This is a genomic window from Gilliamella sp. B3817 (genome assembly GCF_026536705.1).
Classification (GTDB): Bacteria; Pseudomonadota; Gammaproteobacteria; order Enterobacterales; family Orbaceae; genus Gilliamella; species Gilliamella apicola_I.
Window position 1 is genome coordinate 1 of sequence record NZ_JAFNNV010000011.1, and the last position, 14817, is coordinate 14817.

Annotated in this window: 12 protein-coding genes, 1 tRNA gene and 2 other RNA genes; 9 read left to right on the forward strand and 6 right to left on the reverse strand. The window is 33.7% G+C overall.

Going from position 1 to position 14817, the window contains the following annotated elements:
* Window positions 1–1192: 1192 nt before the first annotated feature.
* Window positions 1193–1945: a M48 family metallopeptidase gene (locus J3U36_RS10395; RefSeq protein WP_267379968.1), complete on the reverse strand. Its 753-nt coding sequence runs from the start codon at window positions 1943–1945 to the stop codon at window positions 1193–1195.
* Between the two features lie 156 nt (window positions 1946–2101).
* Here J3U36_RS10395 and queA point away from each other — a divergent pair, with 156 nt between their 5' ends.
* On the forward strand, window positions 2102–3136 hold the full coding sequence (gene queA / locus J3U36_RS10400; RefSeq protein WP_267379971.1) for a tRNA preQ1(34) S-adenosylmethionine ribosyltransferase-isomerase QueA: 1035 nt from the start codon (window positions 2102–2104) through the stop codon (window positions 3134–3136).
* Window positions 3137–3210: 74 nt separating this feature from the next.
* Here queA and J3U36_RS10405 read toward each other — a convergent pair whose 3' ends face one another.
* A complete protein-coding gene (locus tag J3U36_RS10405; RefSeq protein WP_267379974.1) occupies window positions 3211–3852 on the reverse strand; it encodes a M48 family metalloprotease in 642 nt (213 codons plus the stop codon).
* 180 nt (window positions 3853–4032) lie between these two features.
* Here J3U36_RS10405 and tgt point away from each other — a divergent pair, with 180 nt between their 5' ends.
* The 4 genes from tgt (at window position 4033) to J3U36_RS10425 (ending at window position 5648) form a co-directional block, all read left to right on the forward strand.
* Window positions 4033–5169, forward strand: a complete 1137-nt coding sequence (gene tgt / locus J3U36_RS10410; protein ID WP_220215899.1) for a tRNA guanosine(34) transglycosylase Tgt — start codon at window positions 4033–4035, stop codon at window positions 5167–5169.
* 72 nt (window positions 5170–5241) lie between these two features.
* Window positions 5242–5318: transfer RNA gene (locus J3U36_RS10415), tRNA-Pro, on the forward strand.
* A 39-nt stretch (window positions 5319–5357) separates the two neighbouring features.
* Window positions 5358–5482: non-coding RNA, RtT sRNA (locus tag J3U36_RS10420), on the forward strand.
* Between the two features lie 41 nt (window positions 5483–5523).
* Window positions 5524–5648, forward strand: a non-coding RNA gene (locus J3U36_RS10425) — RtT sRNA.
* A 1032-nt stretch (window positions 5649–6680) separates the two neighbouring features.
* Here J3U36_RS10425 and J3U36_RS10430 read toward each other — a convergent pair.
* Entirely contained in the window at window positions 6681–7007 is a 327-nt protein-coding gene (locus tag J3U36_RS10430) for a hypothetical protein (protein WP_267385904.1), read from the reverse strand.
* Window positions 7008–7021: 14 nt separating this feature from the next.
* On the reverse strand, window positions 7022–8323 hold the full coding sequence (locus tag J3U36_RS10435) for a PAAR domain-containing protein (protein WP_267380205.1): 1302 nt from the start codon (window positions 8321–8323) through the stop codon (window positions 7022–7024).
* Between the two features lie 561 nt (window positions 8324–8884).
* Here J3U36_RS10435 and J3U36_RS10440 point away from each other — a divergent pair.
* The 4 genes from J3U36_RS10440 to rimL all read left to right on the forward strand — a co-directional run bounded on the left by J3U36_RS10440 (window position 8885) and on the right by rimL (window position 11683).
* The gene (locus J3U36_RS10440; protein ID WP_267380207.1) at window positions 8885–9328 is read left to right on the forward strand and encodes a PTS sugar transporter subunit IIA; all 444 of its coding nucleotides are present in this window, start codon (window positions 8885–8887) and stop codon (window positions 9326–9328) included.
* Between the two features lie 32 nt (window positions 9329–9360).
* Window positions 9361–9633, forward strand: coding sequence for a PTS sugar transporter subunit IIB (locus tag J3U36_RS10445; protein WP_267380208.1), 273 nt, complete (start codon window positions 9361–9363; stop codon window positions 9631–9633).
* Between the two features lie 21 nt (window positions 9634–9654).
* Window positions 9655–11019 (forward strand): PTS ascorbate transporter subunit IIC, encoded by a 1365-nt coding sequence (locus J3U36_RS10450; RefSeq protein ID WP_267360875.1) that lies wholly within the window; start codon window positions 9655–9657, stop codon window positions 11017–11019.
* Between the two features lie 112 nt (window positions 11020–11131).
* A complete protein-coding gene (gene rimL, locus J3U36_RS10455; protein WP_267380211.1) occupies window positions 11132–11683 on the forward strand; it encodes a 50S ribosomal protein L7/L12-serine acetyltransferase in 552 nt (183 codons plus the stop codon).
* Window positions 11684–11719: 36 nt separating this feature from the next.
* On the opposite strand, the gene J3U36_RS10460 is transcribed toward rimL, so the two are convergent.
* Both J3U36_RS10460 and adhP read right to left on the reverse strand, forming a co-directional pair.
* Complete coding sequence (locus J3U36_RS10460; protein WP_267380213.1) at window positions 11720–13213, reverse strand: APC family permease; 1494 nt, start codon at window positions 13211–13213, stop codon at window positions 11720–11722.
* Window positions 13214–13416: 203 nt separating this feature from the next.
* Window positions 13417–14451 (reverse strand): alcohol dehydrogenase AdhP, encoded by a 1035-nt coding sequence (gene adhP / locus J3U36_RS10465; RefSeq protein WP_267380215.1) that lies wholly within the window; start codon window positions 14449–14451, stop codon window positions 13417–13419.
* Window positions 14452–14817 lie beyond the last annotated feature (366 nt).

Sequence of the window (14817 nt, forward strand, 5' to 3'; positions counted from 1 at the left end):
AACACCATTTGAGCCGAGTAAAAAAGCAGCACTTATCCCCAGACAAGGTAAATGCCGGGTCCAGTTATGTTTTTTCATCTACTTTATTTCCTTTCTTTTTAAGGTCAATTGCTTTATTTTTTTATAATTAAATTTATTTATTAGGTTTTATTGACTAAATTGTTATTCTGCTGACCAATCAAAACAATAATTCATAATCAATTGTTTTTTTAAAAGAAAAACACCTAATTAATGAAACAATAGTTCAACTCATTACTCAATTTTTGGGCTAGCAAAAATGATAAATTTTGAACATAAACTTCTTATCCCTTGATTCAAAACGATTTTTTGAGAAGCGGGCAATTTAACAAAACAAAAATTTTTTTACATATTTTTTTCAAATATTTTCGCAATTATATATTGATCACAAAAAACGATCAATACATAACAACATGATCGCAAAAAACTATCATTACCACATATAACTATTTTTATTAAGATTAATTACGTATAAAAACATGTACTCATTACTTTTAAAATTAAAAAAACAGATGCTAATTAATAACAATATCAATATTTAATTACATAATTTTGCTTATTGATCTTGATTAGACACTATTGGATATTTAACTTTGTAAATTAATCAGCAAAATTTTAAAAAAATCAAAAAAATTTGTTTTCAATTAATGCATTACTGATACAAATCCATTTAATAAATTAAGATAAAGAATTCAATTACAACCAAACTTTCGGATGAGTAAAAATTTTTAAATGTTGCAAATTCATTTCATCTCTATTCGTTTTTAATGATCAGAAAAATTAACAAAACAAGCGTTTTTTTAAAGATAATTTTCAAATATTTTCATAATTATACATTGATCGTAAAAAACGATCAATTTAAACAATTAAAATCAATAAAACCTATTAATTTAAGTATAACTATTTTTAATTTTGCTTAGTGAAGTATGAAAAGAAGCATTAAATTATTTTAACAATCTGATAAATAGATAGTTATTTACAATAATCCTGTAATGACATGACTAAATAGTAAAAATAAGTAGTTTGTAAATGCGAGATGATAGGTAAAGAAATGAAGTATATCTTCTGGATGTCTATTGATTAATATTATTGAATCCGTCTTGAAATTTCAATTTACATAAAAACAAAAAGCACCAACAAATTAGGTGCTTTTGACTCAATTATTGACTCGATATTATTTTTTCAATCTGGCAATCTTTTTACGGATATTAGCCGCACGATCTGATGAAGAAGGATGACTACTTAATAAGTCAGCATTACCACCACCAAGTTTTTCAAAACTCGTTGCAAGCCCTACTGGATTAATGTTTTTCTTAATTAAGAAGTCAAAAGAGTAGTTATCAGCGTCTTTTTCTTGTTTTTGTGAAAATTGAGAGTTAACCACAGCGGTGGCTAAAGTGCCTAATTTAGATTTTGATAACGCAGTTACCGCCGCGTTTCCTGATGAAGCAGCAGCATCACGCGCTATCTCGGTAGCATAAGCAACTTGCATTGCTTTTTTAGTGTGCCCTAAAGCAACATGGCCTAATTCATGCCCTAAAACACCCTGAATTTCATTGTCATTCATGTTATCCATTAAACCACTATAAACACGGACACAACCGTTAGCCATTGCCCACGCATTGATATCTTTATTTAGATATACTTTATATGTAATAGGTGTTCCATTTAAGTTATAGCCGAGTGTTTTGGCAATTTTATTCAATCGTTTAGTATAAGCACTGTTGGCAGACGCAATTTTTGCTTTTGAATCCATTTGAGCACATGCATTAGCGCTGAGTGTTTTTATTTCATCGTCACTAAGTGTTGCTGCTTGAATGCCACGCATACCTAGATCAGTCATATTATCTATACTGTTACAACCGACTAATGACATTGCTGCAACCAAAGGAAGCGCAATGGATAATGTATTTTTGAGATTTTTCATTTTGTTTTCCTTATTTTAAATATAATTACTTTATTCCTAACCTTAGCTAGGCAGCGAAAATTTTAAACTAACTTTAATAATAAGCAATAAATAATTACTTGCTTACTGGTATTATGAGATTTAGACTAATGCCTATTTTTTTCAGACATAGCTATTATGAAACTATCCGACTTTAATTTTTTACTTCCCAAAGAACTTATTGCAAAGCACCCTTCTCAAACAAGAAGTGACTGTCGACTTTTATCTTTAAATGGTCATACAGGAAAGATTGAACACGGAGTTTTCACCGATATTATCAATAAAATTAATCCCGGTGATTTACTTGTTTTTAATAATACTAAAGTTATTCCTGCCCGTTTATTTGGTAAAAAAGTTTCGGGAGGAAAAATTGAAATTTTAGTTGAACGAATTTTGAATGATAATCGTGCCCTTGCCCATATAAAAGCATCAAAATCACCTAAAGAAGGTACCGAACTTTTATTAGGAGATGATGATTCAATTAAGGTGATTATGGTGGCAAGACTTGATACTTTATTTGAACTTCAATTTCCTGATGATGTATTGACTATTTTAAATAAAATTGGTCATATTCCTTTACCTCCTTATATTGATCGCCCTGATGATGAACAAGACCGTGAAGTTTATCAAACTGTTTACAGTAAAGTGCCTGGTGCAGTTGCTGCACCTACTGCGGGGCTCCATTTTGATGAACCTCTATTAAAAAAATTGAAAGATAAAGGCGTTGAAATGGCTTTTGTTACTTTGCATGTTGGTGCAGGTACATTTCAGCCCGTAAGAGTTGAAAATATTGAATCGCATATAATGCATGCCGAGTATGCAGAAGTCCCCGAAACAGTTGTTGAGGCAGTGTTAGCTTGTAAAGCTCGTGGTAATAAAGTTATCGCCGTGGGCACAACATCGGTTAGAGCACTTGAAAGTGCCGCCCAAAAAACAGGCACTATTGCGCCTTTTTTTGCCGACACTCAGATTTTTATTTATCCCGGCTACCAGTTTAATGTGATCGATGCATTAATCACAAATTTTCATTTACCCGAATCAACTTTAATTATGTTAGTTTCAGCCTTTGCTGGTTATGAAAATACAATGAATGCTTATCAACAAGCCGTTAACGAAAAATATCGTTTTTTTAGCTATGGTGATGCGATGTTTATTACTGGCAAACAAATTTAATTGGTGAGTTTTTAAAATTTGCCAATCGAAGTAGTAACCATTTACCCATTGATTGGCAAACGAAGAAAACATTATTACTTAATATTCTTCAGTTTTTGTGAAATATGATTAATTCGTGTTGATATTGCAGGATACGATGTTAAATCAACATCATTATGTACCGGCATTTTCATCAGCATGCTAATCAGTGCGGCAGGGTTTAATTTTTGTTTACGTAACATCTCGATCGCATAATTATCCGCATCAATTTCATTTTGCTGAGCGGTCTCGTTTCTTACCATTACAACTGTTTTATTCGCTTTATCATAAATTTCAATATAAGGGGCATGTTGGAATGAGTGTATCGCATGTTTTAGCGCAATGTGTCCTTGTTCATGAGCAATTACAGCCAATAGCTCATCATCGGTTAACAGTTTAATCAATCCGCTGTTTAAGCGTATACAACCATTTGCTGATGACCAAGCATTAGGCTTTGTATTGAGATAAACTTTATAATTTAATTGAAGATGATTAATCGTGTTAGGCAGATATTGAATAAGACGATGAAGTCGTTGACTCATCACATGATCATGAGCTAGCACAATAGATTGCTTATCTTCATCACGACAAACTTGTTCGTTAAATTTTAGGATATCCTGCTCAGATAACGCGACAATTTGTTTAGAAGAAAGAATAAATTGCGGTTTATTAAGTTGGCTTTGACAACCTGTTATCATGAATAAAATTAAAAATGACAATGATAGAATAATGTATCTCAAAATTTTTAAAATCTCTCCAAATGTTGTCTATTGCAAGTGATCACGATAAACTAGGCGCCGAAATTTAGTAATACGACGACGTATTATATCAATAATTTGCGCCAAACTGTTTATTTGGTCGCACGAGGTTAACAAGACATGAAATTTGAATTAGATAATACTGACGGACTTGCTCGTCGAGGACGTATGAAATTCGATCGCCGTGGCGTCGAATACACCGTTGAAACACCTGCATTTATGCCTGTTGGTACTTATGGTACTGTAAAAGGGATGACACCTGAAGAAGTCGCCGCAACTGGAGCCCAAATCTTATTAGGTAATACCTTTCATCTATGGTTACGCCCCGGACAAGAGATTATGCGTAAACATGGTGATTTACATGATTTTATGCAATGGCATGGCCCTATTTTAACCGATTCTGGTGGGTTTCAAGTTTTTAGTTTAGGTGATATTCGTAAAATTAAAGAAGAAGGCGTTTATTTTCGTAATCCAATTAATGGCGATTCAATCTTTTTATCGCCTGAAATTTCAATGGAAATTCAATACGACCTTGGTTCTGATATTGTGATGATTTTTGATGAATGTGCGCCTTTTCCTGCGGAGTGGGACTATGTCAAAAAATCGATGGAAATGTCATTACGCTGGGCAAAACGAAGCCGTCAACGTTTTGATGAACTTGGTAATAAGAATGCATTATTCGGTATAGTTCAAGGTGGTATACATCAAGAATTACGTGACATATCCATTAAAGGATTAACCGAAATAGGCTTTGACGGATATGCTGTGGGTGGATTAGCCGTTGGTGAACCCAAAGCGGATATGCATCGTATCTTAGAAGGCACTTGCCCTCAATTACCGGCTGATAAACCACGTTATCTAATGGGCGTTGGCAAACCTGAAGATTTAGTTGAAGGCGTACGTCGTGGTATCGACATGTTTGACTGTGTCATGCCAACCCGAAATGCTCGTAATGGACATCTTTTTGTAACTAACGGCGTTATTAAGATTCGTAATGCCAAATATAAAGATGACACAACACCACTTGATCCTGAGTGTGATTGTTATACCTGTAAAAATTACACAAAATCTTATCTTCATCATTTAGATAAATGTGGTGAAATTTTAGGTGCTCGACTCAACACTATTCACAATTTACGCTATTATCAACGTTTAATGGCAGAGATTCGAGAAGCAGTTGCTAACAAACGTTATGAAGAATTTGTTACCGAATTTTATCAACGTATTGGCAAAACACCTGCCCCTTTCACAAAATAAAAAATTATCATCATAATTTTTAGGGGAAACTCTTGACACATCGAGGTTAGCGCAGTATTATGCGCATCCTAACGGCGAGTAGCGCAGCTTGGTAGCGCAACTGGTTTGGGACCAGTGGGTCGGAGGTTCGAATCCTCTCTCGCCGACCAATTTTTAGAAAAAGCCTACTCATTGAGTAGGCTTTTTTGTTATTCGCTTCCGTATAAAGGATGAGAACCGACGGAGGTTCGAGCCGTGCGTAGCGAGACAACGTTGCTTTAGCAACGACCCGAAGGGCGAGCATGAAATGCGAGTCATCCTCTCTCGCCGACCAATTTTATATAAAAAAGCCTGCTCATTGAGTAGGCTTTTTTATTATTCGCTTCAGTTTAGAGGATGAGAACCGACAGAGGTTCGAGCCGAGCGTAGCGAGACAACGTTGCTTTAGCAACGACCCGAAGGGCGAGCATGAAATGCGAGTCATCCTCTCTCGCCGACCAATTTCAAAAAAAAGCCTGCTCAATGAGTAGGCTTTTTGCTATCAGCATTTTAAAAATAAAAATTGCGTCTTATATTCTCTTACTTAACACAAACAACTATAAACTTACTCGTGATTGAATCACTGGAACTAATGGAGATAATTTTAGCTCCCCCAAATCCGTGTTCTTATTTAATTTATGTGATATCGACGTCGCTATATATTATCCAATTTGTTTGTAAGGTAATGCGACAGTTGTTAATGGTGGAAAGCTTACTTCATCAAATTCATTATTATTTCCATTTTTTTTTCTTTTTTAAATACTCTTTCGGGCTTTCTAACCAGGATATTGGAAAAGGATAAATAATTAGAAATATACATGCTGATAATAAAAGAGGACCATAATCTTGATTAGAACGAACAATACGTTCAAGTTCACATGCAATTATAATTTGAACAACTGAAGCAACATAATTAAAAACCAACATGATACGCCTTTGCCATTTCAAACGTTTGTTATAGTGATAATCACTTACTGTATATTTTCTAAAACGATAAGAAATCATAATAGGCAAAATTGAGAAAAAGTAATACGCAATGTAAATCAATATAATCATCTATGTTATTTTTCTAGTCGTTAAGGGTGGAAAGCTCACTTCACTAAATTCATTTTTATTTCCATTTTTTTTTCTTTTTTAAATACTCTTTTGGGCTTTCTACCCAGGATATTGAAAAAAAATTATAAATAATTAGAAATATAAATCCCGATAATAAAAGAGGACCATAATCTTGATTAGAACGAACTATAATTTTAAGTTTACATACAATTATAATTTGAGCAGCTAAAGCAACATAATTAAAAACCAACATGATGCGCCTTTGCCATTTCAAACGTTTGTTATAGTGATAATCACTTACTGTATATTTTCTAAAACGATAAGAAATCATAATAGGCAAAATTGAGAAAAAGTAATACGCAATGTAAATCAATATAATCATCTATGTTATTTTTCTAATTGTTAATGGTGGAAAGCTCACTTCACCAAATTCATTATCATTTCCATTTTTTTTTCTTTTTTAAATACTCTTTCGGGCTTTCTAACCAGAATATTGAGAAAAAGTTATAAATAATTAAAAATATATATGCTGATAATGCAAGAGGACCATAATCTTCATTAGAACGAGCGATACGTTCAAGTTCACATGCAATTATAATTTGAATAACCAGAACAATATAATGGAAAACCAACATGATACGCCTTTGCCATTTCAAACGTTTGTTATAGTGATAATCACTTACTGTATATTTTCTAAAACGATAAGCAATAATAATAGGTATAATTGAAAAAAAGTAATACGCAATGTAAATCAATATAATCATCTGTGTTATTCCTTTTACTCCATAGAACTTTCTTCAATATGGCCATCAAAATATTGCCGATATGTAGTACCATCCAAGCGCGTGCACAATGAATAATTAGATTGATCATCTGCATCAGATTCATTACCTGTAACACGTATTACTATTGCACAACTATCTACAATTTTCTCTATATTATCAATCTTTTCGGGATTTGAAATATATAGATTTGTCTCACTACTTTCTTCGTCTTTAACTAATATATTTTCAGCCTCTCTATAGATTTTATATAATGATATACCATCACTCAATATTTCAGAACTTAACAATAATTTATTCATCTGTCTAAATGCTTGTATCAAATCCTTTCTACCATAATGAAATAATTTGAATTTCGTTGAATTAGCACGATTGTATTGATTAATAGCAAAACTTTTATCAATTTTAGGAACTAATTTAAGTTTACCATGTAAAGATATACCTATATCAACTAAATCATAAGCTAAAGAACCTGTCTCTTTAGACATTCCTAATCCTACCGCCGCATCTTGATACGCAGATTTTAAAAAACCATCCTCGCCGGTAAATCCTTCTTGAGCACTATTAACACCATGCGCGGCAACAAATGCGCCAAGTATACAACCCACACCAGTTGTACACATTGCCCCCCCCATAATCATCAAGCCTGCACCACCTATAACACTTAATCCCCGACCTATCCAGTGAATACTTTGATCCCATAAACTCTTTTCTTCAGATTTTATCGCTTTTGAGCCTTGTTCATAACTCATCGCTCCGCTTTCGACTTGATTTACAATGTGCGTGGCGAAATTATCAATATCATCAATAAAATCTTGTTTTATATTGTCATGGTAAAGGTGTTTTTCACAAACTTCATGCGCACAATCAAGTAAATTTTGAGCGTCAAGACGAATCTTTGTTTTATCTTCATTTGATGCGACTAATGAATTACTTTGTGTGGGAATATCAGTTTGCGCAATTGTTGAAAATGTATTATTGATAGGTTTTGACTTATTTATATAATTGGGGGTTGCCACATCAACAAATATCAGACTTTTGGTCGCAATAATTCGATTAACACCTAAAGGCCGACAACCACAAGCAACAATACACCCATCATAAGCAGCTGGCTTACCATCAATGATTAATTTATCGGTCGCCTCAATAATTTTTCCAGAACCTTTACACTTAGGACATGTTGCATAATCGCCTAAACATGCTATGCCATCATGATGGTTAAAACCTCGAACTGACGACGAAATAACTTTACCACCAGTTGTAGTATTATCACCCATTACAGCAATTTTTTTACTCATTACAACATCTCAACTTAACAAATTCTTAACAATTAATACTATATCATATAAATCAAAAAATAAACTAAAAAAACTTTAATTATGTGTTTTTTATAGCAATAAATTTATTTTAATTTACCAAGCCATAACACAATAACCAATTTACATTACCTGTTTTTACATAATTTTGCACCTTGGTATAAGAAGAAATCTAAATCTCAAAAATTAAAAAAACTTTTTTTAATAGTTTGATTTATATCATATTTAGTAATTACTAACGTTAACTTTAATATTGACTGTTATCTATTCAAAAACTGTGAAATGAATTTAAGTTTGCTATCAATCAAGTGGAAGATTGTTTAAGCTGTTATTTAATCATGATTATCGATATAATATTAATACTCTAAAAAAATACGAGTTATCCATTCACTAAAAATGTTATCTGTATCACAAAACAGAAAATTTTTATTTTAACTTTGATAGCGCTATCACATTTCTATTATTTTTTAATTTCTATTATTGTGCAGTATGTTAATTTTTTGAAAAAATATTAATTTTATATCGGTTTTTAATGGAGGAAAAATGTTAGGTAAATGGTTAACCAACCAAACAGTCAATATTATTGATTCGGTTAAAGACTGGAAAGAAGCGATACAACTTTGTGCAACACCATTATTAAAAAATAATGCTATTTCACAAAATTACGTGGATGCTATTTTTCAGTTACACGAATCAATAGGACCTTACTACGTTTTGGCACCCAGTATTGCTATGCCACATGCCAGACCTGAACAGGGTGTAAATCAATTAGGATTGTCAATGTTATTGGTCAAGCAAGGCGTTAAATTCAATTCAGAAGATAATGACCCTGTTTATTTAGTGACTTTATTAGCGGCCAATGATAGCACCAGTCACATTGAAATGTTAACGCAATTAGCAACACTCTTCGGTGAATCAAACGATATGCAGACCATTTTTAAAGCACAACATCGTGATGAAATCTTGGCTGTGATTGATCAATATTAAATTAAATAGAAATGAGTAAAAGGATAAACAATATGAAAATTATGGCAGTTTGTGGTTCAGGTCTTGGTAGTAGTTTTATGGTTGAAATGAATATCAAAAAAGTCCTAAAAAAATTAAATATTGATGCAGAAGTTACACATGCTGATTTAGCTTCAGCAACACTCGATCAAGCTGATCTGTTTGTCATGACAAAAGATTTAGCCACCAGTTCTGGGATTCCTGCCGATAAATTAGTTGTGTTAAATAATATTATTGATATCAACGATTTAGAACAAAAACTTGTTGAGCATTTTGCCAAGAACTGAGCAAATCGTTAAGGAGTTACTATGATTCAGGAAATAGTAAAATTTATTGTTGATATCCTAAAAGTACCTGCGGTGCTTGTTGGCTTAATCGCAATGGTAGGATTATTAGCTCAACGTAAATCATTTGCCGATACGGTAAAAGGAACCATTAAGACTATTTTAGGCTTTTTGGTATTAGGTGGTGGTGCAACAGTACTTATTAGCGCAATTACACCATTAGGTATCATGTTTGAACAGGCGTTTAAACTTCAAGGAATCGTTCCTAATAATGAAGCTATTGTATCCATGGCATTAAATGAGTATGGCACAGCAACGGCATTAATTATGGCGTTTGGTATGATTGCCAATATTGTTGTTGCTCGATTTACGCGATTAAAATTCATCTTTTTAACTGGTCATCATACTTTTTATATGGCTTGTATGATTAGTATTATTTTAACTGTCTCAGGGTTTCAAGGTTGGCAATTAGTCTTCACCGGCGCACTGGTTTTAGGGTTAATTATGGCGTTTTTCCCTGCTTTAGCTCAACCACAAATGCGAAAAATTACCGGTAACGATGACGTCGCATTCGGTCACTTTGGTACGCTAGGTTATGTTTTAGCTGGTTGGCTTGGAAAGGCAGTTGGCAAAGGGTCTCGTTCTACCGAAGAGATGAACTTACCAAAAAACTTAAGCTTTTTACGTGACAGCTCAATTTCAATCTCGTTAACCATGATGATTATCTATCTAATTTTAGCCGTATTTGCCGGTTCAGATTATGTTGAAAACAATCTTAGTCATGGCGATAATTATTTAGTTTATGCCATTATTGAGGCGATCACTTTTGCAGCAGGTGTCTTTATCATATTGCAAGGTGTACGTCTAATTCTTGCCGAAATTGTCCCCGCATTTACAGGATTTTCAGAAAAATTAGTCCCTAACGCCAAACCTGCTCTAGATTGCCCTGTCGTATTTCCTTATGCACCCAATGCGGTATTGATTGGCTTTTTATTTAGTTTTTTGGGTGGATTAGTTGGATTATTTGTTTTAGGTCAACTTAACGCGGTACTCATTTTACCGGGTGTGGTTCCACATTTCTTCTGTGGTGCAACTGCTGGGGTATTTGGTAATGCAATGGGCGGACGCCGTGGGGCAATGCTTGGCGCATTTGCTAATGGTTTGTTAGTGACATTTTTACCTGTGGTATTATTGCCTGTATTAGGATCACTAGGTTTTGCCAATACCACGTTTTCTGATGTCGATTTTTGCGGTGTAGGTATTTTACTTGGTAATATGGCAAAATGGTTAAATAAAGATGTTATTATGATGATTATTGTTGCTATTTTTGCTTTATTAGTTGTGTATAACTATGTGGCTAAACCAAAAAGCGAGAGTCAGAGCAAATAATAAACATTTATTGTTTTGTATCCATTAAAATCCATCAAAATTGCCAGACTACACAGTCTGGCAATTTCATAAAAAAGGTCATTAAACTGTTATGTTTTTAAGAGAATAAAGAATGAATGATAACCAACAAGATGAAATTCATGTCACTGAACATATCTATCTTAGTCCTGCAACAACTGATTATGCCAAAGCGTTATACCACATTATTGATTCAAATCGTGTCTTCTTTAGTCAATTTATGGCATGGCCAAAATTTGTCAAATGCGAGTCAGATACAGCTAATTTTTTAGCAGATTGTTTTGTCAAACATCAGCGTGATCAAACTAAAACCTATGTAATTTTACATAATAACCTATCAGTCGGGTTACTTTCCTTTAATTATATCGATAAAAATAATAAAACTGCCTATCTCGGTTATTGGTTAGATAGCAAAGCACAAGGAAGAGGAGTGATGACGCAAGCTATCCAAGCACTCACACATTATTATGCTGCGAAGAAACGCATTAAACGCTTTGTCATTAAATGTTCCGTCACTAATTTAAAAAGTAATCAAGTCGCTAAGCGTTGTGGTTTTGATTATGAAGGAACACTCAAACAAGCCGAATATCTTAATGATGCGTTTTATGATCAAAATATCTATAGTTTAATTTCAAATTATATTTAAGCTACTTGTCATAAAAATAAACTGGCAATAGCCAGTTTATTTTATGAATTGATTAAATAACATCAAAACTTTAAAAGCAAGTCCTGAACTCACGATATAACCATATGCAATTAATCCGGCAATGATAATTAATGAAGCATATGCAATAGAGTATTGTGTTTTGTTATGATATTTTTTCATTTCACCAAGCGAAAGCTCTTTGTTTTGATTCTTTTTATGATAATAGTAGTATACTGGTAAGCCAATCAAGGTTAAAAAGATTGAAGCAATCCCATTTACAGTTTGATAAATCAACATACCATAAATAACATAAGCAGCCCCGCTTATAGCCACAATAGGAATAATAGGGTATCCAATAACTTTGTAAGGTCTAGGCACATCAGCATATTTTTTTCTGGCAATAATCACACCAATAAAAGTCAGTAGATAAAATACCCAAATCGCAAACATTGAAATTTCTGATAACCGATCAGCATCCAGCAATATCGAATACAAGAATGAAAAAATAACTAAGACAATAATAGCATTAACTGGGGAACGACTATCCTCATCAATCGTACTTAAAAAACGTGCCCCAATAATCGTACCTCGCTCAGCCATACTAAAAATAGTTCGTGATAACGTCATGATATAACCATTAATGCCACCCAGAATTGAGACCATAATACCAACGGCAACCAAGTTTCCACCGAATTCCCCAAACATGCGTTGTGAAGCAATAGCTGAGGCATCATGTTTTAGTGATACCATTTCCTGTACCGGAAATATTTTAAATAGTGCAATATTTATACAGGCATAGACAATAATTAAGAATAGGATTCCCAGAATGATTGCTTTAGGTAAAACTTTTGAAGGATTTCGGATTTCACCAGCTACAGAGGCGACTTGCGCCCAACCGTCATAAGCAAACAGTGTCGCAAGAATGGCAACAGCGAAAGGTGCATAGGTTTCAATACCTTGTCCACTTGCACCAAGTAAGGCGACTTGTCCATTACCTTTCCAAAGACCAAAGATAGCTAATAAAAGGATAGGAATGAGTTTACAAATCGTTGCAAAGGTTTGTAAATAGCCTGCCTCTTTAACCCCTATTGCATTAATCAAGGCAATAAAACCTAACACACCTGCACTAACCGCCATTCGATAAGCTTCATCAATATTAAATAATAAGCAAAAAACTGAGCTAAAATAGCCAACAAGTGCCCCTACTAATGATGGCGCAAAAAGAACAGTGATCATCCAACCATAAAGGTGAGATACTTTCGCACCATAAATTTTTTCTAAATAAACTAACATGCCACCAGTTTTAGGAAACATTACCCCTAATTCACACAATGTTAGTCCACCACAAATAGAAAAAATACCACCAATTATCCACGCTAGTAATGCATAATTATAATCACCAGCGACTTCTAACACTGCGGGTGGTTTCATAAAAGCTCCTGCTCCTAAAACCATTCCGACAACCAGTGATAATGCAGAAACTAGACCAAGATCTTTCCGCAATTTATTTTCTAAATTGTGATCTGACATAAACGTCCTCTTTGAGTAATAATCTATATTAAGGAAAATTTATTTATAATAGAAGTTTATGAATAAAATTCAAGAAAGAATACTGTTAACTATCTGAAAAGAATTAAATTCATACAAAGAATGGGATTTTCATCCTTTAAATATAAAAAAGTCAGCATTAAGCTGACTTAAGCATATAAGTCGAAACCTTTTAGTTACTTTTTTTAGTTACTTCTTTTCATTTTCATATCAATGACCATACGCCCTTGAATTTTTCCTGCTTTCATTTCATCGATCATATCGTTGATATCTTCTAATGGTCTTTTTTCTACGATCGGGACAACTTTTCCTTCTGCGCTAAATTGAAATGCTTCTGCAAGATCTTCTCGAGTCCCCACAAGCGAACCTAAAACCTGAATACCATCTAATACTGTTTTAGGAATACTTAAATCCATTGTTTCAGACGGTAAACCCAGTGCCACAACACGTCCTAAAGGGCGAACAGATTCAACAGCCTGATTAAAACCTGTCTTAGTTACTGATGTCACCACAGCACCATGCGCACCACCGCCCGTATGTTGTTTGATGTATGCCCCTACATCAACTACTTTTTTAGGATTAACGACTAAATCTGCCCCCAATTTTTTACACAACTCTAATTGACTATCACTATTACTAATTGCCACCACTTTGTTATTAAAGACTTTTTTACCATACTCAACCGCCAAAGTTCCTAAGCCACCAATACCAAATACAGCAAGCCATTGCCCTGGTTTGGTATCCGCAACTTTAATGCCTTTATAAGTGGTAACACCGGCACATGTTACACTGGTTGCTTGAGCAGGATCTAATCCTTCCGGAACTTTAACGGCATAATCAGCCTTAACAATACAAAATTCTGCCATACCTCCGTCAACGGTATAACCCGAATTCAACGAACTACGACAGAATGTTTCATTACCCGATATACAATATTCACAAGTCCCACAACCTGCATGAAACCATGCAATACTCACCCTATCGCCAACTTTTAAACTTTTTACATCGGGCGCAACTTTAGTCACTATGCCGACACCTTCGTGACCAATTACTCTACCCGGCTTTTTACCAAAATCGCCCGAAGCAACATGAAGATCCGTGTGGCAAAGACCGCAATATTCAACTTCAACTAAAGCTTCACCAGCTTCTAATGGACGGATAGGAATATCTTTAATGTCGACTTGGCCATCGCAAGCATTTCTTATAACAGCAGCTTTCATTTCTTTCTCCTGAATAATTAAAATTTAACTCATAATTGTATTTATTTTAGTCTTATTTTTATTAAAAAATATGCTTATCTTCAAAGTTTTAAAAAAATTTATATCCTATTTTATTTATTGATATTGTATAAAAACCTATAAAGCTAATTAATTTCACTATTTAGGATTTGCATTTTTATTTCAATTTATATCGTGCTGATAGATGAAGCATGAGTAGTTTTGTCTTAGAACTACTGTTTAGTACAGTCTATAGAATACAAAAAATGAATGCGTATTAATGTTAAGTTAGCCAACAAACATCAACCACATTGACAAATTTTAACGATTGTTCTAGAAAATAATATCAAACTATCACAATGTATCACT